The organism is Janthinobacterium sp. FW305-128, from assembly GCF_020858135.1.
Classification (GTDB): Bacteria; Pseudomonadota; Gammaproteobacteria; order Burkholderiales; family Burkholderiaceae_D; genus Janthinobacterium.
Map to the genome: position 1 here is coordinate 187,273 of NZ_JACYMK010000012.1, position 19,170 is coordinate 206,442.

Annotated in this window: 18 protein-coding genes; 8 read left to right on the plus strand and 10 right to left on the minus strand. The window is 61.8% G+C overall.

Going from position 1 to position 19,170, the window contains the following annotated elements; translation table 11 throughout:
• Positions 1 to 87: 87 nt before the first annotated feature.
• The 4 genes from IGS60_RS23605 to rplM form a co-directional block, all read right to left on the minus strand.
• Positions 88 to 477, minus strand: coding sequence for a polymer-forming cytoskeletal protein (locus IGS60_RS23605; RefSeq protein WP_070290243.1), 390 nt, complete (start codon positions 475 to 477; stop codon positions 88 to 90).
• A 90-nt stretch (positions 478 to 567) separates the two neighbouring features.
• Positions 568 to 1,605, minus strand: a complete 1,038-nt coding sequence (gene argC / locus IGS60_RS23610) for an N-acetyl-gamma-glutamyl-phosphate reductase (protein ID WP_230506372.1) — start codon at positions 1,603 to 1,605, stop codon at positions 568 to 570.
• Between the two features lie 170 nt (positions 1,606 to 1,775).
• Entirely contained in the window at positions 1,776 to 2,168 is a 393-nt protein-coding gene (rpsI, locus tag IGS60_RS23615; protein WP_010393285.1) for a 30S ribosomal protein S9, read from the minus strand.
• A gap of 9 nt (positions 2,169 to 2,177) precedes the next feature.
• Positions 2,178 to 2,606, minus strand: a complete 429-nt coding sequence (gene rplM / locus IGS60_RS23620; protein WP_010393282.1) for a 50S ribosomal protein L13 — start codon at positions 2,604 to 2,606, stop codon at positions 2,178 to 2,180.
• Between the two features lie 225 nt (positions 2,607 to 2,831).
• On the opposite strand from rplM, the gene IGS60_RS23625 reads away from it, so the two are divergent.
• Positions 2,832 to 3,254 carry an OsmC family protein gene (locus tag IGS60_RS23625; RefSeq protein ID WP_070289996.1) on the plus strand — a complete coding sequence of 141 codons (423 nt, stop codon included), beginning with the start codon at positions 2,832 to 2,834 and terminating at the stop codon, positions 3,252 to 3,254.
• 225 nt (positions 3,255 to 3,479) lie between these two features.
• Here the strand turns inward: IGS60_RS23625 and coq7 are convergent, their stop codons facing one another.
• Together coq7 and IGS60_RS23635 are read right to left on the minus strand one after the other, a co-directional pair.
• A complete protein-coding gene (gene coq7 / locus IGS60_RS23630) occupies positions 3,480 to 4,124 on the minus strand; it encodes a 2-polyprenyl-3-methyl-6-methoxy-1,4-benzoquinone monooxygenase (protein WP_230506373.1) in 645 nt (214 codons plus the stop codon).
• Between the two features lie 86 nt (positions 4,125 to 4,210).
• On the minus strand, positions 4,211 to 4,642 hold the full coding sequence (locus tag IGS60_RS23635; RefSeq protein WP_070312425.1) for a hypothetical protein: 432 nt from the start codon (positions 4,640 to 4,642) through the stop codon (positions 4,211 to 4,213).
• Positions 4,643 to 4,789: 147 nt separating this feature from the next.
• Here IGS60_RS23635 and IGS60_RS23640 point away from each other — a divergent pair, with 147 nt between their 5' ends.
• The 4 genes from IGS60_RS23640 (at position 4,790) to IGS60_RS23655 (ending at position 11,434) form a co-directional block, all read left to right on the plus strand.
• On the plus strand, positions 4,790 to 5,569 hold the full coding sequence (locus IGS60_RS23640; protein ID WP_070222722.1) for an ATP-binding cassette domain-containing protein: 780 nt from the start codon (positions 4,790 to 4,792) through the stop codon (positions 5,567 to 5,569).
• Between the two features lie 3 nt (positions 5,570 to 5,572).
• Entirely contained in the window at positions 5,573 to 6,769 is a 1,197-nt protein-coding gene (locus IGS60_RS23645; RefSeq protein WP_070222724.1) for an ABC transporter permease, read from the plus strand.
• A 182-nt stretch (positions 6,770 to 6,951) separates the two neighbouring features.
• Positions 6,952 to 7,845 (plus strand): ABC transporter ATP-binding protein, encoded by an 894-nt coding sequence (locus tag IGS60_RS23650; protein WP_046683456.1) that lies wholly within the window; start codon positions 6,952 to 6,954, stop codon positions 7,843 to 7,845.
• Positions 7,846 to 7,855: 10 nt separating this feature from the next.
• Entirely contained in the window at positions 7,856 to 11,434 is a 3,579-nt protein-coding gene (locus tag IGS60_RS23655) for a M1 family aminopeptidase (protein WP_230506374.1), read from the plus strand.
• A 54-nt stretch (positions 11,435 to 11,488) separates the two neighbouring features.
• On the opposite strand, the gene IGS60_RS23660 is transcribed toward IGS60_RS23655, so the two are convergent.
• The 4 genes from IGS60_RS23660 to IGS60_RS23675 form a co-directional block, all read right to left on the minus strand.
• Entirely contained in the window at positions 11,489 to 11,872 is a 384-nt protein-coding gene (locus IGS60_RS23660; RefSeq protein WP_070222728.1) for a hypothetical protein, read from the minus strand.
• A 178-nt stretch (positions 11,873 to 12,050) separates the two neighbouring features.
• Positions 12,051 to 13,514 carry a catalase gene (locus tag IGS60_RS23665; RefSeq protein ID WP_230506375.1) on the minus strand — a complete coding sequence of 488 codons (1,464 nt, stop codon included), beginning with the start codon at positions 13,512 to 13,514 and terminating at the stop codon, positions 12,051 to 12,053.
• A 94-nt stretch (positions 13,515 to 13,608) separates the two neighbouring features.
• Positions 13,609 to 14,265, minus strand: coding sequence for a DsbA family protein (locus IGS60_RS23670; protein ID WP_230506376.1), 657 nt, complete (start codon positions 14,263 to 14,265; stop codon positions 13,609 to 13,611).
• Positions 14,266 to 14,279: 14 nt separating this feature from the next.
• Positions 14,280 to 15,149, minus strand: coding sequence for an MBL fold metallo-hydrolase (locus IGS60_RS23675; protein WP_230506377.1), 870 nt, complete (start codon positions 15,147 to 15,149; stop codon positions 14,280 to 14,282).
• 320 nt (positions 15,150 to 15,469) lie between these two features.
• On the opposite strand from IGS60_RS23675, the gene IGS60_RS23680 reads away from it, so the two are divergent.
• The 3 genes from IGS60_RS23680 to IGS60_RS23690 all read left to right on the plus strand — a co-directional run bounded on the left by IGS60_RS23680 (position 15,470) and on the right by IGS60_RS23690 (position 19,118).
• Entirely contained in the window at positions 15,470 to 16,870 is a 1,401-nt protein-coding gene (locus IGS60_RS23680; protein WP_070222870.1) for an alkaline phosphatase, read from the plus strand.
• 29 nt (positions 16,871 to 16,899) lie between these two features.
• A complete protein-coding gene (locus IGS60_RS23685) occupies positions 16,900 to 18,309 on the plus strand; it encodes an alkaline phosphatase (protein ID WP_230506378.1) in 1,410 nt (469 codons plus the stop codon).
• Positions 18,310 to 18,383: 74 nt separating this feature from the next.
• On the plus strand, positions 18,384 to 19,118 hold the full coding sequence (locus IGS60_RS23690; protein ID WP_230506379.1) for a hypothetical protein: 735 nt from the start codon (positions 18,384 to 18,386) through the stop codon (positions 19,116 to 19,118).
• The last annotated feature ends 52 nt before the right edge of the window (positions 19,119 to 19,170 follow it).

Genomic DNA, 19,170 nt, shown 5'->3' on the forward strand with positions numbered 1-19,170 from the left:
TCCTCAGAAAACATAGCCTCATTATAGACTGTTGGCACAACTCGCGCTGCGGCGGCCGCAGAGGCGGTTGGCCGGTGTTGTTCCTGCTCACATTTCCGATACGGCCAGGTGCAGCACGGGGTCGGCGCTGTCGTGGCGGCTGAGCTTGCCCTGCACCAATGCGCCGCTGTGCATTTCCAGCACCTTGTAATAGACCTCTCCTACAATGCGGGCTTTGGGCTGGATTTCAAGCATTTCGGACACATACACAGGGCCATTGATCTCGCCGCTGACGACCAGGCTGGAGCAGCGCACCTCGCCATCGATGCGCCCTGCCTCGCCCAGCACTATATGCGTGGGCTCGCCCGCCTCGCCCGTGACGTTGCCGCGCACATGGCCATCGATGCGCAAGCCGCCGCAAAACAGCAAGTCGCCTTCGATCCGCGTGGAAGCGCCAATCAGGGTGTCGATGGGGTTTTTCGCGTTGCGCTCGAACATGAACGTCATCCTGTTGGTAAACGTGGCAGTCCAATTTAGCACAGGTCCGGCAAAAAGGCGCCGGACCCGCGCAAGCACGGCTGCCTATTTTTACGGCAGCAAGGCGATATGTTGCAAACCTGCCGTTTCTATCAAGCCAAACATCAAGTTCATGCACTGCACGGCCTGGCCCGAAGCGCCCTTGACCAGGTTATCCTGCACCACCAGCACGATGACGGTATTGCCGCCTTCAGGGCGGTGCAAGGCCAGGCGCAGCATGTTCGAGCCGCGCGTGGAACGGGTTTCCGGGTGCGAGCCGAATGGCATCACGTCGACGAAAGGCTCGTCCTTGTATTGCGTTTCGAACAAGGCTTGCAATTCTTCATTGCTGACATCCTTGTTCAGCTGCGCGTACAGGGTCGAATGCATGCCGCGGATCATCGGCACCAGATGCGGCGTGAAGGTCAGCGCCACTTTCTCATCCGTGAAACGCTGCAGTTGCGCCGTCGTTTCCGGCAGGTGGCGGTGGCCGGCCACGCCATAGGCCTTGAAGCTGTCGCTGCTTTCCGAGAACAGGATGCCGATTTCCGCCTTGCGGCCGGCGCCGGACACGCCCGACTTGCAGTCGGCGATCAAGCCGCCCGCATTGACCAGACCCGCCTTGAGCAGCGGGTAAAAGCCCAGCTGCATGGTGGTCGGGTAGCAACCGGGGTTGGCGATCAGCTTTGCCTGCTTGATGTCTTCGCGGTTCAGTTCCGGCAAGCCATACACGGCCTCGGCTATCAGCTCGGGGGCCGTGTGGGGAATCTTGTACCACTGCTCGAACTTGGCCTGGTCTTTCAGGCGGAAGTCAGCGGCCAGGTCGATGACTTTCACGCCGGCGGCCAGCAGAGCTGGCGCTTGCGCCATCGCAACACCATGCGGGGTCGCGAAGAAGACCACGTCGCACTGCTCCAGGTTCGCCTTGTCCGGCGAGGAAAACGCCAGCTTGACGTGGCCACGCAGGGAAGGATACATGTCGGCAACGGGCAAGCCATCTTCCTTGCGCGAGGTAATCGCCGTCAACTCGACATCTGGATGGGTAGCGAGCAAGCGCAGCAACTCCACGCCCGTGTATCCAGTGCCGCCGACGATGCCAACTTTGATCATGTTCTTTCCTTGTGTATAGATTGCATAAAGATGAAGGGAAACGCTCCCCCTGCGGGTTTTCCGCGTATTTTACAGCGCAACGCAGAGTCACGCTGAAATGCAAAAAAGCCGCGGGACCGAAGTCCAGCGGCTTTTCGACCAGCACCCCGCAAGGTGCTGTAGCGTAGAAATTAACGCTTCGAGAATTGCTTTGCGCGACGTGCTTTGCGCAGACCAACTTTTTTACGCTCGACTTCACGTGCATCGCGGGTCACGAAGCCGGCTTTCGCCAGTTCCGGTTTCAACGCTGCATCGTAGTCGATCAGAGCGCGGGTGATGCCGTGACGAACTGCACCAGCCTGGCCCGACTCACCGCCGCCATGGACGTTGACTTTGATGTCGAAACGCTCGACATTGCCGGTCAGTTCCAGAGGTTGACGGATGACCATCAGACCCGTTTCGCGCGAAAAGTATTCGTTTGCTGGTTTGCCGTTAACAACGATCAAGCCTGTGCCAACTTTGATAAAAACCCGAGCCACTGCACTTTTGCGACGGCCGGTTCCATAATTGTAATTACCGATCATGTCAGTTCCTTAGAGAACAAGTGCTTTAGGTTGCTGAGCAGCGTGCGGATGGGAACCTTCCGCGTACACTTTCAGCTTCTTGATCATTGCGTAGCCGAGTGGGCCTTTAGGCAGCATGCCTTTGACCGCTTTCTCAAGCGCGCGACCTGGAAAACGCTGTTGCATTTTCTGGAAGTTGGTTTCGTAGATGCCGCCTGGATAGCCAGAGTGACGGTAGTAAATTTTCTCAGTAGCTTTGGTACCGGTCACACGCAGTTTGCCTGCGTTGATGACGACGATGAAGTCGCCGGTATCGACGTGAGGAGTAAATTCTGGTTTGTGTTTGCCGCGCAGTCGGAGTGCCACTTCGCTGGCAACACGTCCGAGGACTTTGTCCGTCGCGTCAACCACGAACCAATCGCGCTGGACTTCATGTCCTTTAGCGGAAAATGTTTTCATGTTGACTTCCTAATAGATTACACGCTCAAATGGTGGTTCCGCCGATGTTGCTGTGCGGACTCTGCCTTATTTACTTTTCCTGAGCGAACGGAAAGCCGACAAGTATAAGCGGCTTTGCCCTGCCGCGTCAAGCCGCAATGCAGACAGGCTGCGGGCTGGCGGCCGGCACATGGATGAGCATTCCTCTATTACAATACAAAACGCTTACAATTTTCGGAGAGTACGATGGAATGCAAAGTCAGCTGGAATGGCCCGTCGGGCATGAGTTTTCGGGCAGAAACCGGTTCCGGCCACCTGGTGACCATGGATGGCGCGCCCGATGGCGGCGGCCACAACCTGGCGCCACGCCCCATGGAAATGGTCTTGCTGGGCACGGGCGGCTGCACCGCCTATGACGTGGTGCTGATCCTGAAACGGGGCCGCGAAGCCGTCAACGGCTGCGAAGTGACCCTGAAGGCCGAGCGCGCCGACACCGATCCGAAAGTCTTTACCAAGATCCACTTCCACTTCACGGTACGGGGCAAGGCCCTGAAACCGACGGCCGTGGAACGGGCCGTTTCATTGTCGCATGACAAATATTGCTCGGCGTCGATCATGCTGGCGAAAACCGCAGAGATCACCCACTCGTTCGAAATCATCGAGGAGTAGGTCGGATTAGCGCGTGAGCGCGTAATCCGACGACACCGCCGGCGCCAACAATGTTGTCGGATTACGGCCTGCGGCCTAATCCGACCTACGCCGACTGCGGAAATTACGCATTCCTTTGAAATCATCGAGGAGTAGGTCGGATTAGCGCGTGAGCGCGTAATCCGACGACACCCGTAACGCCAACAATGTGTCGGATTACGCGCGGCATTGCCGCGCTAATCCGACCTACAAGTAATACGCCGTCTTGGTCATGACCTTCCCCATCAGGCCCATCAACGCCTTCACGGGCGCCGGGGTGTCGATGGCGCCCAGTCGCTGGGCGGCGGCGCCGTGTTCCACCTCGTCGATGGCCATCTGCTTGACGATGGCGCGCGACTTGGCGTCTTGCGGCGGCAATTCCTGCAGGTGGCTGGCCAGGTGCGCTTCCACCTGGCGTTCCGTTTCCACCACAAAACCCAGGCTGCGGCCGTCGCCCATGCGCGCGGCGATGGTGCCCAGCGCAAACGAACCCGCATACCACAAGGGATTGAGCAGGCTCAGACGCGAGCCCAGCTCCGTCAGGCGCTGCGCCGTCCAGGCCAGATGGTCTTCCTCTTCGCGTCCCGCCTCGTCGAACTGGGCGCGGATGGCCGGGCTGTGCGCATAGCGCGCCTGCGAGTTGTACAAGGCTTGCGCGCACACTTCGCCCACATGGTTGACGCGCATCAAGCCGGCGCTGTGGCGCTGCTCGGCCGGGCTCAGCTCCGCATCGGGCGCATGCGCGGCCGGCGTGGGGCGCGAGGCCGAGGCCACGCCCGCGATGACGCGCAAGGCCTTGTCGGCGCCAACAATCAAACGATCCAGGGGGGCAAAATGGCGGTTCGCGGTCATCGTGAGCTATTCATGTAAGGGAAAACATGAATTATAGGACGATCAGGGCCAGCCGTCCCCACGCCGCGCGCGGGCCGAACGGGGCTTTATTGACCTGTGCGCGCTTTTTCCTGCTCGATCCAGTCCACCACGGGGCCGACGGCATCGAGCCCGGACAGGCTTTTCGCCACGCCCAGATTCAGTGAAACCAGGAAAGAAATACTGTCGACGGGAATGTCCGGGCAGTGCTGGGCAAACGCGGCGCGAAAACGCTCCGATTGCAGCACGCGCAAGACTTTCTCGCCGCTCATGAATTGCAGCACGCTGGCGATGCTGTGCCCGCCACCTAGCGAGTGGTAAATAAAACGGTTGTACTTCGCGTCGATCTGCTTGAAATCGAGGGTTTCTTCCGTCATCAGTCCGGCCAGATAGTACAGTCCCAGGCTGACGCGGAAGAAACCGATGGCTTCGGCACTGGTCATGCCGGCGCGCGCCACGGCCAATACCTTGTCCTGCATCGCCTGATCGATCGTTTGCATTACGCTCTCCCGCGCCGTCCGCCGGCGCCACCGGGCCAGCTTGCATGAAGATGCTGTTTTTTTCAATAGACCAAACGATATTTCCACCTTGCAAGTTACATTTTTTGCATGCTACTCTCGTTGTTCACCGTTGAATGGATGAAACACATGATAGAGGTCAAGCACCTGGCAAAACGTTTCCGCATGCCGCCCCACAAGGGCAAGGGCGTGCACGTGAGCGATCCGCGCGAACATGAGGGCTGGTTCCACGCCGTGCGCGACGTCAGTTTCAGCTGCGCCCCCGGCGAAGTGCTGGGCTTGCTGGGCCCGAATGGCGCCGGCAAGACGACCACCCTGCGCCTGCTGTCGACGGCCTTGCAGGCGGACGCGGGCAGCGCCCTCGTCAATGGCGTCGACGTGCTGCGCCAGCCGCTGGTGGCGCGCCAGAGCATCGGTTTTTTGTCCGGCTCGACGGGTTTGTACGGCCGGCTGACGGCGCGCGAGAACGTGGAATACTTTGGCCGCCTGCATGGCATGCCGGCCGACAAGCTGAAACGCCGCTGCGACGAACTGTTTTCCCTGCTGCACATGGAGGAATACGGCGGCAAGCGGGCCGATCAATTGTCGACGGGCATGAAACAGAAGTGCGCGATCGCCCGCACCGTCGTGCACGAGCCGCAAGTGGTCATCCTCGACGAGCCGACCACGGGCCTCGACGTGATGTCGGCCAAGATCCTGCTCGACTTCATCGCCAGCTACAAGGCGCTGCGCGTGCCGCTGATCTTTTCCACGCACCACCTGCACGAGGTGGAAAAGCTGTGCGACCGCGTCTGCATCATCAACCGCGGCACCACCGCCTTCCATGGCACGGTCGACGAACTGCGCCACCTGGGCGGCAGTACCGATCTGTACGACGCCTTTGTCAGCGTCATCAACCAGGGAGCCTGAGCCATGTGGACCATTTATCTGAAAGAGTTGCTGGAACTCACGCGCGACCGCAAGACGCTGATTTTCACCATCCTCATCCCCATCTTTGCCATGCCGCTGATCTTTGGCGGCTTCGCTTATGTTTCCAGCAATATGTTCAAGAACGCCAAGACGGCGGAACTGCGCTACGCGCTGTTCGGCAAGGACCATTCGCCGGGCCTGAGCGCGCGGTTTGCGCAGCAGCACAACCTGCGCGAAGTACCGCTGGCCAGCGAGGCGGACATCCGCCGCGCCATCGGCGACGATACCATCAAGTTTGCCGTCGTCATCCCGCCGCATTTTGAACAAGCGCTGAAGCAGCAGGCGCAAGCCAAGGTGACCCTGCACTACAACAGCGCCAGCTCGGTGGACGTGACGCACCAGCGCGTGCGCGAAATCGTCGACGCCTACAACGCCAGCCTGCGCGAAGGGGCCTTGTCCGCCCTGAACCTGAGCCCTGCCCAGCTGGCCTATGCGCTCAATCCCATCGTGCTCGACAAGCAATCGACGGCCAACGAGCGCGAACAGATGGGCGCCATCATCGGCGGCATGGTGCCGTATCTGCTGCTGATGGTGTGTCTGACGGCAGCCATGTATCCGGCCATCGACCTGGGCGCCGGCGAAAAGGAACGGGGCACGCTGGAAACCCTGCTGCTGGCGCCCGTGCCGCGCAGCGCCATCGTGCTGGCCAAGTTCCTCGTGCTGTTTACGGTGGGCATGACCTCCGCCGTGCTGATGGTGGGCAGCATGGGCGTCCTGCTGGCCATCTTCGGCAGCTCGCTGGAAGGCCACATGGCCATCCTCGTGCACAGCATCGGCTTGCCCGACCTGGCCATGGTGACCCTGATGCTGGTGCCGACGGCCGCCATCTTCGCCTCGCTGCTGCTGTCGATCTCGATCTACGCGAAGAGCTACAAGGAGGCGGCCGGCATGATCACGCCGCTGATGCTGTTTGTCATCCTGCCCACGGTGACGGCCATGCTGCCCGGCGTCGAGCTGAACTGGATGTGGGCCATGGTGCCGCTGACGAACGTGTCGCTGGCCATGAAGGAACTGGTGAAAGGCACCATGGATTACCGCATGTTCGGCGTGATCCTGGCCTCGACGACGGTGATCGCCGGCGCGCTGCTGATGCTGTGCCGCTGGTGGTTTAACCGGGAATCGGTTTTGTTCCGTAACTGACACTCTCGTGGCGCGGCCGACAAGACCAGGACCGGCCCGCCATCCGCCCTCGCCAACTGCACTCTGGGCACGCGAAAATGCCGTGTATCGCATGCAACTGCCCAGTGCGTCCTAAATTCAATACAATGCCAGCATAGAGTAGCCCTGTCGCATCGGGCAGCAACGCATGAGTTAGGAGTTGTATGGAATTGCAGATCCGCAAATTGTCGAAGACCTACGCGAATGGCGTGGTGGCGCTGGACAACGTTTCGCTGACGATACCGCCCGGGATGTTCGGCTTGCTGGGCCCGAATGGCGCCGGCAAGTCGACCCTGATGCGCACCCTGGCCACCTTGCAGGAATGCGATTCCGGCTCCATCTTCTTCGGCGACTACGACGTGCTCGACGACAAGGACGAGATCCGCCGCATGCTGGGCTACCTGCCGCAGGACTTCGGCCTGTACCCGAAAGTGACGGCCTACGAGCTGCTCGACCACTTCGCCATGTTAAAAGGCTTGTCGCAGCGGGCGCGCCGGCGTGAAGTCGTCGACGGGCTGTTGCAGCAAACCAATCTGTTCGACGTGCGCCACCAGCGCCTGGGCGGCTTTTCCGGCGGTATGCGCCAGCGCTTCGGCATCGCGCAAGCCCTGCTGGGCGACCCGAAACTGATCATCGTCGACGAGCCGACGGCCGGCCTCGACCCGCAGGAGAGAGTCCGCTTCCACAATCTGCTGTCCGACATCGGCGAAGACAAGACGGTGATCCTGTCGACCCACATCGTGTCCGACGTGGCCGACCTGTGCGCCAACATGGCCATCATCAACAAGGGGCATTTGCTGCTGTGCGGCAAGACCCAGGAACTGATCGATGAAGTCAGCTGCAAGATCTGGGCGCGCTTCGTCGACAAGAAAGAACTGGCCAGCTTCCAGCAGCGCCACGCCGTCATTTCCACGCGCTTGCTGTCGGGCCGCACCCTGATCCACGTCTACAGCGACGACGACCCGGGCGACGGCTTCGAGGAAGCCATCGGCGACCTGGAAGACCTGTATTTCGCCACCATCGCCGGGCGCCACCGCGTCGCCCCGCAATGCGACTGAGGGGGCGGCCATGTTTGCCATCGCCCGCTTTGAAGCGCGACAGCGGCTCAAGCTGCTGTCGACCTGGGTGTATTTCGCCATGTTCCTGGCGCTGGCCATGCTGTGGATGGCCGCCGCCGGCGGCGTCTTCAAGGAAGCGAGCATCAGTTTCGGCGGCAAGTTCCTGATCAACGCCCCCCGTTCGCTGGCGTTCACGTGCAGCCTGCTGGGCTGCTTCGGCGCCGTGGTGGTGGCCGCCATGATGGGCCGCTCGGTGCAGCAGGATTTCGAGTACGGCATGCAGCATTTCTTTTTCAGCGCGCCGATCAAAAAATACCAGTACGTCTTCGGCCGCTTCCTCGGCGCCTACCTGGTGCTGGCGGTGGTGTTTTCCAGCATCGTGATCGGTGCCTGGCTGGGCGCCTGGCTGCCCGGCATCGATCCCGAACGGCTGGGGCCGCAACGCGCGCTGGCCTACCTGATGCCCTACGTCTTTACCCTGCTACCCAACCTGTTCATCTTCGGCGCCATCTTCTTCGTCATCGCGGCCCTGACGCGGCGCATGCTGCCCGTGTACATCAGCTCGGTGGTCATGCTGATAGGCTACCTGGTGGCGCCGTCGCTGGCGCGCGACCTCGACTACAAGACCCTGGCGGCCCTGATCGACCCTTTCGGCACCACGGCGCTGATACGCCTGACGGAATACTGGCCGAACGCGGAACGCAACACGCGCCTGGTGACCCTGGAGGGCGTGTACCTGCTGAACCGCGCCATCTGGTCCGGCTTCGCCCTGGTGGCCTTGCTGCTTGGCTACTGGCGCTTCCAGTTCCACGCGACGACGGACGCGGGCGCCACCCGGCGCCGCAGCGAGGGCGAGGCGCCGCAGCGCCTGTCGAACGCTTCGCTGTCCACGCAGGAAACACCGGACTTCGCGCAACGCAACCTGGCCGTCCTGCTCGTCAAGATGAGCTGGCTGAACCTGCGCGAAACCATCAAGAACATCTATTTCGTCGTCATCGTGCTGGCCGGCGTGCTGACCATGTATGCGGGCGCGCTGGACATGGGTTCCATGTACGGCACGAATACCTATCCCGTGACGGAAAAGGTGCTGGACATGGTCAGCGCCTCGTTCGCCCTGTTCATGCTGATCATTACCACCTTCTACGCGGGCGAGCTGGTGTGGCGCGAACGGGAAGCGGGCACGTATCTGATGCTCGACGCCCTGCCCGTGCCGAACTGGCTGCCCCTGCTGTCGAAACTGTGTGCGCTGGTCGGCCTGCAAGCCTTGCTAAGCCTGGTCATCATGCTGTGCGGCATGTCGATTCAGGTCTTCAAGGGCTATTACCGCCTCGACCCCGGCCTGTACGTGGAATCGCTGTTCCTGTCGCACCTGCCCTACTATGCGCTGGTCGCCGTGCTGGCCATCTTCGTGCAGGTGCTGATCAATCAGAAATACCTGGCGTATTTCGCCATGATTCTGTACCACATCGCCAGCATCAGCTTTTCCTCGCTGGGCCTGGGCGACCCGCTGCTGCTGTACGGCAGCACGCCGGAGGTCGTGTATTCGGCCATGAACGGCGCCGGCCACTTTGTATTGCGCGAGCGCTGGTACTTGCTGTACTGGAGCGGCGCGGCCGTCATGCTGACGGTGCTGTCGCTGCTGTTCTGGCCCCGCGGCGCGCAGGACAGCTGGCGCATCCGCCTGCGCCTGGCGCGCCATGGCCTCACGCATGGCGTGCTGGCCAGCTTTGCCGTCGGCGCCCTGATCTTCGTCGGCGCCGGCGGCGTGCTGTTTTACGTGTTCCACGTGGCCAACGATTACCAGTCCGAATTTTCCCGCGATGCGGACCGCGCCAGCATCGAGCGCCAGTACCGCAAGTTTGCCGCCACGCCGCAGCCGAGAATCACCGACGTGAAACTCGACGTGGCCATCTACCCGGCGCAGCGCACCCTGGCCGTCACGGGCCGCTATCTGCTGCAAAACAAGACCAGCCTGCCGATCAGCCACATTTTTGTGCAACAAGACCCGACCGCCACCATGCGCCTGCGTTTCGATACGCGCGTGCATCCCGGCCTCGATGACGGCAAGCTGGGCTTTTACAGCTACCGCCTGGCCGCGCCGCTGGCGCCGGGCGCCACCCTGGGCCTCGATTTCGACATCCGCTACGCGCCGCGCGGCATCTTCGGCCTGGGCCAGGACACGCCCGTGGTGGCCAACGGCACTTTCTTCACGAATGCCGTGCTGCCGCACATCGGTTACCAGCCGCAGCTGGAATTGATGGACCCGCGCGACCGCAAGAAACACGGCTTGCCCGCGCGCGAACGGGCCTTGCCGCGCGACGATGCGAAGGGATTGGCCGACAATTACGTCAGCAACGACGCCGACCGCATCAACTTTGACGCCACCGTCAGCACCGTCGACGGCCAGACGGCCATCGCGCCGGGCATGCTGGACAACGACTGGATCGCCAAGGGCCGCCATTACTTCCATTACACGATGGACCAGCCTATCCTGAACTTCTACGCGTTCCAGTCGGCCCGCTACGCCGTCAAGCACGAGCGCTGGCAAGACGTGGCCATCGACGTGTATTACCATCCTGGCCATGAATACAACCTCGAGCGTTTCGTGCGCGGCAGCAAGGAAGCGCTCGAGTACTACACGAAGAACTTCGGCCCCTACCAGCACAAGATCCTGCGCATCGTCGAATTCCCCCGCTACGCCACGTTTGCGCAATCGTTCCCGAACACGATACCGTACTCGGAAGGCCTGGGTTTTATTGCCAAGGTGGACGACAAGAACCCGAAGGACATCGACTATCCGTTCTACATCACGGCGCATGAAGTGGCGCACCAGTGGTGGGCGCATCAACTGGTGGGCGGCAATACGCGGGGCGCCACCGTGCTCAGCGAAACCCTGGCCGAATATTCGGCCCTGATGGTGATGAAGAAGACCGTGGGACCGGCCAAGATGCGCCGTTTCCTGCGCTATGACTTGAATCAATACCTGATGGGGCGCAGCGAGGAACGCAAGAAGGAATTGCCGCTGGCCGAGAATGAAAACCAGGCCTACATCCACTATCACAAGGGCAGCCTGGCCATGTACTTGCTGCAAGACATCATCGGCGAAGACAAGGTCAACGGCGTGCTGCGCGAGCTGCTCAAGACCTACGGCCAGAAAGGCCCGCCGTATGCGAGCGTGACGGCGCTGGTCCAGGGCTTGCGCCAGGTCACGCCGCCCGAGCAGGCTTACCTGATCGACGACCTGTTCGAGAAAATCGTGCTGTTCGACAACCGCGCCCTGTCGGCCACGGCCAAGAAACGCAGCGATGGCAAGTACGCCGTCACCATCAAGGTGCAGGCAAGCAAATTGACGGCCGGCGAACAGGGCGAGGAACACGACGCACCGCTGCATGACTGGATCGAGATCGGCGTCGACGACGCGAATGGCCATCCGCTGCTGCGCGAACGCCTGCGCATGACGGCCCGTGAAGCGAGCTACACCGTCATCGTCGGCAGCCGCCCCGGCAAGGCGGGCATCGATCCTGACAACAAGCTGATCGACCGCAAGCCCGATGACAATATGGTCACCGTCGAGCTCGACGAGCCATGACGAAAAATGGCCGCCCGTTGGTGGGCGGCCATTTTTTTGCGTGTCACACGGGAATCAGGCTGCGGCGCAGCGCGTCACCAGGCTCAGGCTGATGCCCATTTCCGTCAGGTGCTGCATGTCGGCCAGGCTCAAGTCGAGCGGCGCGTCGACCGTGTCGTCGCCATTCAGCTCCAGTTGCAGCTCGGCCACGATGCGCGGCATGGTGAACGTCACGCCGCGCGAACGGCATTCGGCCAGGTAGCTGCGTATGCGCGAGGGCAACACTTGCGATTTGGGCGCTTGCGCGATCAGCACGTCGAAGCCGGAATCGAGATGCACGCGATTCGCGCCCTTCGCCTCGCCCTTGCGCCATTGCCGCTCCGGATCGGTAGGCAAGACTTCGAGGATGGATTTGAGCGTGGGGTCGTCCCCATGCACGCACAGCTTCGCCATATTCATATTGCAAGACTTTCTAGTCAGGACGCCGCCAGGAAGGCGGCGCGATCATCAGACCGACAAGTCTACGCATGGAAGGCAAATATGTCCATACGGCAATATTTGGCATCAAGCTCTAATAAGCTCTCATTTGTGCTGCATCAAACAGGCGGAACCAGCTTATTCCGCCTGCCACACACAATTACAGTGCCGCGGCGCGGGCCTGCAAGGCGGCCCGCACGCCGGCGCCATAGGCGGGATCGGCCTGGTCGAAGTGAGCGAGCTGACGCTGCAAGGTTTCCGGCCGCACCTGACTCAGGGGGCCGGCCAGGTTGTCGAACAGGTTTTGCCTGGCCTGGGCCGACATCAAGCGGAACAGATTGCCGGCCTGCGTGTAATCATCTTCCACGCCGCGTCCATCGTAGCGGGCCGCGCCGCCAGCCAGCGCCAGCGCCCCCTCGCCATGGCCAAGCCCTTGCGGCTGCGTGCCTGCCGCCGCCACGTTCGCGTAATTCTGCGCAGAACTGCCATTGTGGATGGCCATGCCGCCGTCGCGCTGCTGGTTATGGAAGGGGCAGCGGGCCGCATTCACGGGCAAATGCTGGTGGTTCGTGCCGACGCGGTACAGCTGGGCGTCGTGGTAGGCGAACAAGCGGCCTTGCAGCATCTTGTCCGGCGAGTACCCCATGCCGGGCACGGCGTTGGCCGGCGAAAAGGCTGCCTGCTCGACTTCCGCGTGGTAATTGTCCGGATTGCGGTTCAGCTCGAAAATACCGACGGGCAACAGCGGGAAGTCCGCGTGCGGCCACACCTTCGTCAGGTCGAACGGGTTCCAGCCCGTACGCTGCTCCCAGGCATCGAGCTGCTCCTGCGTCGCCACCTGCAGCTTGACTTCCCACTGGGGGAAATCGCCGCGCTCGATGGCGCCGAACAGGTCGCGCTGGGCGTAGTCGGGATCGGCACCGGCCAGGCGGCCCGCCTCCGCCGCAGGCAAATTCTTGATGCCCTGGCGCGTCTTGAAGTGCCATTTCACGTACACGCGCTGGCCGTCCGCATTGATCAGGCTATACGTGTGGCTGCCGAAGCCGTCCATGTGGCGGTAGCCGTCCGGCGTGCCGCGGTCCGAGAACAGCATGGTGACCTGGTGCAGGCTTTCCGGCGCATGGCTCCAGAAGTCGAACATCATCTCGGCCGATTTCAGGTTGCTTTGCGGATCGCGCTTTTGCGTGTGGACGAAATCGGGGAACTTGATCGGGTCCTTGATGAAGAACATCGGCGTGTTGTTGCCGACCAGGTCCCAGTTACCCTCTTCCGTATAAAAACGCACGGCGAAGCCGCGCGGGTCGCGTTCCGTATCCGCACTGCCGCGTTCGCCGCCGACGGTGGAGAAACGGGCGAAGGTGGCCGTCTGCTTGCCCACTTCACTGAACAGCTTGGCCTTGGTATAGCGCGAAATGTCGTGCGTGACGGTAAAGGTGCCGTAAGCGCCCGAGCCTTTGGCGTGCACGACGCGCTCGGGGATACGCTCGCGGTTGAAATGCTGGAGTTTTTCGATCAGGTGAAAGTCTTGCAGCAGCAGCGGGCCGCGGGGGCCGGCGCTGATGGAATTCTGGTTGTCGGCGACGGGGATGCCCGAGGCGGTACTGAATGGCGGCTGTTGGCTCATGACTGCTTTTCCTTCGTTGTTGACTGATGAAACCTAGTGTAACGAGGTCAACAACAAAGGAAAAGCTAATTGATTTTATCGAACCGATAGCTATTTACAATGCACAGCCGTGAGCGTCGCACACGCCGCCGAGTTCCGCCTGCAACTTCGCCGGCTGGCCCAGGAAGCCGCCGATATCGATCACGGACAGCTTGCCGCTGCCATCGTCGAGCACGAACGTGGGAAAGCCCTGCCCGCCCACCTGCGCCAGCAGGGCCCGGCTGGCGTCGATGTGCTGTTGCGTGGCAGCGCCCGCCTGCCGGGCATATTCCGCCCCGAATGCGGCCCCGTCCATGCCCAGCTCTTGCGCCAAGGACACCAGCACGGGCACGTCGGCGATGCGCAAGCCGTCCACGTAATGGGCGCGCTGCACGCGCTGCAGCATGTCCAGGCCCTTGCCGGCCAGCGATTCAGCCGCCAGGATGGCCGTGATCGGCGGTTCGGAATCCATCATGGCCGTCATGTCGTTCAGCAAGCCGTTGATATAGGCGTCGCCGAAAGGCTGGCCCGACAATTGCTCGATGCGCCGGTCATGCGGCAGCACATAGCCGCGCCAGGCGGGCGTGATCTGGCGACGATTGCTGCCCGTCATCATGCCGCCGCCGTGGAACGCCACCGTCAGGCCGGGCACGGCGCGCGCCGCCTCGACCAGCGGCGCCGCGCCGTAGCACCAGCCGCACAGGGGGTCGAAAATGTAGTGCAATGTGGGCATGCCGGCCTTGCCGCTTACCATTTCATTTCACCCTTTGCCACCTTGGCGCTCGTTTCTAAAGCGCCATCGAGGCCGAGTTGCGGGTAGTGCTGTTTCATGGCGGCGATCAGGGCGGCCGAGTTGGCGGCCTTGGCCGTTTCCGCTTCAAACGTCACCAGGTAGTCGCGCGTAAAGCCGATGCTGTCGGGCGTCAGGGGCGAACCGACCTTGAAGTGGCCAGGCACGACGGTAACGGGCTGCAGCGCCGCGATGCCGTCGAGGGTCTTGAGCCAGTCCTGGCGCGATTGCAGGCTTTGCGTATCGGCCGTCCACACGTGCAAGTTACCAAACAGCACCACGCCGCCGACGACGGCCTTGATCGATGGAATCCACACATAGGTGCGCGCTGGCGTCGGGCCGGCGATATCGAGCGACTGGCCTTCCAGGCTGATGCGCTTGCCTTTCAAGGCTTCGGGAATGACGATGCAGTGCGGCGCATTGTCTTTCAGGATAGGCCCCCAGTAGGCGACCTTGGCGTCAGCCTTGCGGCGGATTTCCGCGACGGTTTCCGGCGTGGCGACGATCTTTGCCTGTGGGAACGCTGCCTTGATCACGTCGAGGCCAAAGTAAAAATCAGGGTCGCTGTGGCTGATGTACACGGTCGTCAGTTTCTTGCCGCTGGCGCGGATCTTCTCCACCAGCTTTTGCGCTTCGGCGCGCGAAAACTGCGCATCGATCAGCACGGCGTCATGCTTGCCCGCCACCAGCACGGAAGCGACGGGGAAAATCGCCGCTTCGCCCGGGTTGAAGACTTCCAGGCTCAAGGGAGCGCTGGCGGCGGCCGAGGCGGCGCCGGCGGCAAACAGGGTGGAAACAAGAACGCTGCTGATGGATTTGGAGAACATGATCTGCCTTCACAAGATGATTGGGATGACGGCATCTTACGTTGCTTGATTCGGTAGAAAAACCCGTTAAAACGCAATAGTTTGTTGCTCATTTCGATGCAATCTACCGATGTCGGGCACGGTACGGCGTATTTTTTCGGCGTAGACGTACGCGAAAGCCACGCCGCTGCGGCGGTGTGGCGCCGTCACAAAACATGTCACAGCGTCATGAGGGTGTCACATTGGATTGCTATCTTGCTAGCTCTTTCAAACCTAGCCGGATGAACCACATGACACGCAGAAAAATTTCCGTCGCTGGCTGCAGCGTCGCCATCACCCTGATGCTGGCCGCCTGCGGCAGCGATGCAAAAAAAGAAGAGGTAGTGGCTGAAGCGCCGCCGAAAAACGTCATTTTCTTCCTCGGCGATGGCATGGGCCTGACCACCATGACGGCCGCGCGCATCTATTCGGTGGGCGAAGACGGTTCGCTGACCATGGACACCCTGCCGGAAACGGCCTTCGTCAAGACGTTCTCGAACGACGCGCAAGTGACCGACAGCGCGCCATCGATGGCCGCCTACATGACCGGCGTCAAGATGAACAATGAAGTCATCTCGATGTCGGCCAACACGGTCGCCATCGATCCGGGCACGGATGCGAACGGCAACAAGCTGGTCAACAAATGCGGCACCGGCAACGGCACGCCCGCCACCACCTTGCTGGAACTGGCCAAGGCCAAGGGCTTTGCCGCCGGCGTCGTCAGCACGGCGCGCGTGACGCACGCCACGCCGGCCGCGACCTACGCGCACATCTGCCACCGCGACCTGGAAAACGATATCGCCGCGGCCCTGGTGCCGGGCGGCACGGGCTACAACAGCGCGCTGGGCACCACCGGCCTGGAAGTGGTCCTCGGTGGCGGCGCGCAATTCTTTACGCCATTCAAGAGCGGCGGCAAGCGTTCCGACGACCGCGACCTGGTGGCCGAACTGAAAGCGAAGAGCTACACGGTCGCCAACAACGCCACCGACTTCAAGGCCGTCGATCCGGCCAAGACGGACCGTTTGTTCGGCGTGTTCACTTCCAGCCACATGAGCTACGACCTGGACCGCGATGCGGCCAAGGAGCCTAGCCTGGCGGAAATGACCACCAAGGCCATGGACGTGCTGGCCAAGAACAAGAAGGGTTACTTCCTGATGGTCGAAGGCGGCCGCATCGACCATGCGCTGCACGAAACGACCGCCAAGAAGGCGCTGCAAGACACGGTCGCGTTCGACAACGCCATCAAGGCCGCCATCGAAAAAGCCAAGCTCACCGATCCGACCCTGGCCAATACCCTGATCGTCGTCACGGCCGACCATGACCATACTCTGGTGCTGAACGGCTACGCCAAGCGCACGGGCAAGACGGCTGCCGGCAACCCTGGCGTGCTGGGCGTGGTGAAGAACTACGTCACCGGCGCGGTCGAGAAAGACCTGGACGGCGCACCGTATTCGATCATCGGCTTCGGCAATGGCGAAAACCGCACGCAATCGAGCCGCGCCGCCATGGCCAGCCTCGATGAAACCGTCACCAGCGCCAATACCTATCACCAGGAAGCGGTGATCCGCACCACGGCAGGCAATGAAACCCACGGCGGCACCGACGTCTTCCTGGGCGCCATCGGCAAGGGTTCGGAAACCTTCCTGGGCACCATCGACAACACCAAAGTATTCGGCCTGGTCAAGACCGCCGGCGGTCTGTAATCCCCAAGAGACAAGAATTGGACAAGCACATGAAACTCGCATTGAAACCCGCCCTGAAACTCTCCTTGCTGACCACGCTCGTGGCCGCCAGCGTCGCCAGCGCCTACGCCGCCGACGCGAAGAACGTCATCTTCTTCCTCGGCGACGGCATGGGCCCGTCCGTCGTGACGGCGTCGCGCATCTACAAATACGGCGAAGACGGCAGCCTGACCATGGATACGCTGGAACGCACGGCGCGCATCAAGACGTTCTCGAACGATGCGCAAACGACGGACAGCGCGCCATCGATGGCCGCCTACATGACCGGCGTCAAGATGAACAATGAAGTCATCTCGATGGCGCAGGACACGATCGCCAAGGAACCCGGCCGCGATGCCAACGGCAACCTGGGCGTGGACAATTGCCCGGCCGGCGGCAAGACCGTGCCGACCATCCTGGAACTGGCGAAAGCCAAGGGCAAGGCCGTGGGCGCCATCACCACCACGGAACTGACGCACGCCACGCCGGCGACGACGTTCTCGCACATCTGCAACCGCAATGCACAATACGCGATCGCCGCGCAAACGGCGCCAGGCGGCGCCGGCTACAACGCAGCCCTCGGCGATGGCGTCGACGTGCTGATGGGTGGCGGCCGCAACCACTTCACGCCTTGGTCGACGAGCAACAAGTACGGCCGCGCCGATGGCCGCAACCTGCTGACGGAGTTTGCCGCCAAGGGCTACACCGTGGCCGCGACGAAAGCGGAAATGGCGGCAGCGCCGAGCGGCAAGAAATTCATCGGCCTGTACAGCACCCGCAGCCACCTCGAATATGAACTGGACCGCACGGCCACGCCGCCGCTGGGCGAAGGCGCGACCCAGCCTAGCCTGTCGGAAATGACGCTGAAAGCCATCGACTTGCTGTCGAAAAACAGCAACGGCTACTTCCTGATGGTCGAAGGCGGCCGCATCGACCACGCCTTGCACGGCATCAATGCCAAGCGCGCGCTGACGGACACCATCGCCTTCGACGACGCCATCAAGGCGGCCATCGCCAAGATCAAGGAAACCGACCCGACCCTGGCCAATACCCTGATCGTCGTCACGGCCGACCATGACCACACGCTGGCCTTCAACGGCTACGGCAAGCGCGGCAACAATATCCTCGACATCAACCGCGGCTACAAGGATAACCAGCCAAGCAAGGATGCCGATGGCAATACCTACACCACTTTGGTATTCGGCAATGGCCCGAACCGCCCTGACCTGCGCAGCAACGTCGACAGCGCCACGGCCCTGAAAGACAACTACCTGCAAGAAACAGGCGTGCGCCTGGCCAGCGAAACCCATGGCGGCGGCGACGTCAAGCTGCTGGCCACGGGCGCCGGCGCGAAGACCTTCAAGGGCACCCTGGACAACACCAAGGTGTTTGATTTGCTGAAGGCGGCCTTCGGATTCTGATCCACATCAACACGGTAACCCCACCGGGGCGGATGGCGTATGCCCTCCGCCCCTCTGCACGTAAAGGCACCACCATGAAATCGTCCCTGATCGCCGTCCTCCTCGCCGCCGGCTTTGCCGCCAGCGCCCAAGCCGCTCCCACCGCTGCTGCTCCTGCCGACCTGGACCTGGGCATCACCTATTACAGCCGCGTCCTGACGCCGGAAGGCGTGACGCGCGAAAGCCGCTACGAAGAGAAGATGCTGCGCCGCCCCGGCCACGTGTGGGTCGAGCGCGTGCTGGCGCCGTCGACGGACGCGCATGCGGGCCACAAGCATGGCGACAACACCAAGGTGGCCCTGAAAACGTCGACTGCGGCCACGCAGCATGAACACAAGCACTTCAATCCCGTGCTGATCCCGCGCCACGTGATGCTGGAAAAGAACACCGTGCGCGTGGAATACATCGATGCGCACGACAAGATCGTCGTCTCGATTCCCAAGGCCGAGTACGAAAACGTCAATTTCGACGGCTCCTGGGAAAACAGTTTTTATCTGCTGGACCCGAAACTGGTGGCCGCCATGCCCCTGTCGAAACAGGCATCGAACGTGACGGGCGCGCGCTGGCGCGAAGTGGAAAAGAACGGCGTGTTCCAGCGCATCCTGTGGGATGAACAAAAGCAGATTCCCCTGATCATCGAAAGCGGCGACCGCGCCAACACGTTCTACCGCCGGGTCGACGTCAAGCTGCAGCCGACCGTCAGCAAGGCGCAGCCGTGGGCAAATCTGCAGAATTACGCGCAGCGCGAGTACTCCGACTACCTGGACTAAGCCAGCCTCGGGACATAAAAAAAGCCAGGGAAATCCCTGGCTTTTGTCTGGC

Coding starts and splice junctions, on each gene's coding strand:
- IGS60_RS23605 (WP_070290243.1), bottom strand. CDS start 477: ATGTTCGAGCGCAACGCGAAAAACCCCATCGACACCCTGATTGGCGCT.
- argC (WP_230506372.1), bottom strand. CDS start 1,605: ATGATCAAAGTTGGCATCGTCGGCGGCACTGGATACACGGGCGTGGAG.
- rpsI (WP_010393285.1), bottom strand. CDS start 2,168: ATGATCGGTAATTACAATTATGGAACCGGCCGTCGCAAAAGTGCAGTG.
- rplM (WP_010393282.1), bottom strand. CDS start 2,606: ATGAAAACATTTTCCGCTAAAGGACATGAAGTCCAGCGCGATTGGTTC.
- IGS60_RS23625 (WP_070289996.1), top strand. CDS start 2,832: ATGGAATGCAAAGTCAGCTGGAATGGCCCGTCGGGCATGAGTTTTCGG.
- coq7 (WP_230506373.1), bottom strand. CDS start 4,124: ATGACCGCGAACCGCCATTTTGCCCCCCTGGATCGTTTGATTGTTGGC.
- IGS60_RS23635 (WP_070312425.1), bottom strand. CDS start 4,642: ATGCAAACGATCGATCAGGCGATGCAGGACAAGGTATTGGCCGTGGCG.
- IGS60_RS23640 (WP_070222722.1), top strand. CDS start 4,790: ATGATAGAGGTCAAGCACCTGGCAAAACGTTTCCGCATGCCGCCCCAC.
- IGS60_RS23645 (WP_070222724.1), top strand. CDS start 5,573: ATGTGGACCATTTATCTGAAAGAGTTGCTGGAACTCACGCGCGACCGC.
- IGS60_RS23650 (WP_046683456.1), top strand. CDS start 6,952: ATGGAATTGCAGATCCGCAAATTGTCGAAGACCTACGCGAATGGCGTG.
- IGS60_RS23655 (WP_230506374.1), top strand. CDS start 7,856: ATGTTTGCCATCGCCCGCTTTGAAGCGCGACAGCGGCTCAAGCTGCTG.
- IGS60_RS23660 (WP_070222728.1), bottom strand. CDS start 11,872: ATGAATATGGCGAAGCTGTGCGTGCATGGGGACGACCCCACGCTCAAA.
- IGS60_RS23665 (WP_230506375.1), bottom strand. CDS start 13,514: ATGAGCCAACAGCCGCCATTCAGTACCGCCTCGGGCATCCCCGTCGCC.
- IGS60_RS23670 (WP_230506376.1), bottom strand. CDS start 14,265: ATGCCCACATTGCACTACATTTTCGACCCCCTGTGCGGCTGGTGCTAC.
- IGS60_RS23675 (WP_230506377.1), bottom strand. CDS start 15,149: ATGTTCTCCAAATCCATCAGCAGCGTTCTTGTTTCCACCCTGTTTGCC.
- IGS60_RS23680 (WP_070222870.1), top strand. CDS start 15,470: ATGCTGGCCGCCTGCGGCAGCGATGCAAAAAAAGAAGAGGTAGTGGCT.
- IGS60_RS23685 (WP_230506378.1), top strand. CDS start 16,900: ATGAAACTCGCATTGAAACCCGCCCTGAAACTCTCCTTGCTGACCACG.
- IGS60_RS23690 (WP_230506379.1), top strand. CDS start 18,384: ATGAAATCGTCCCTGATCGCCGTCCTCCTCGCCGCCGGCTTTGCCGCC.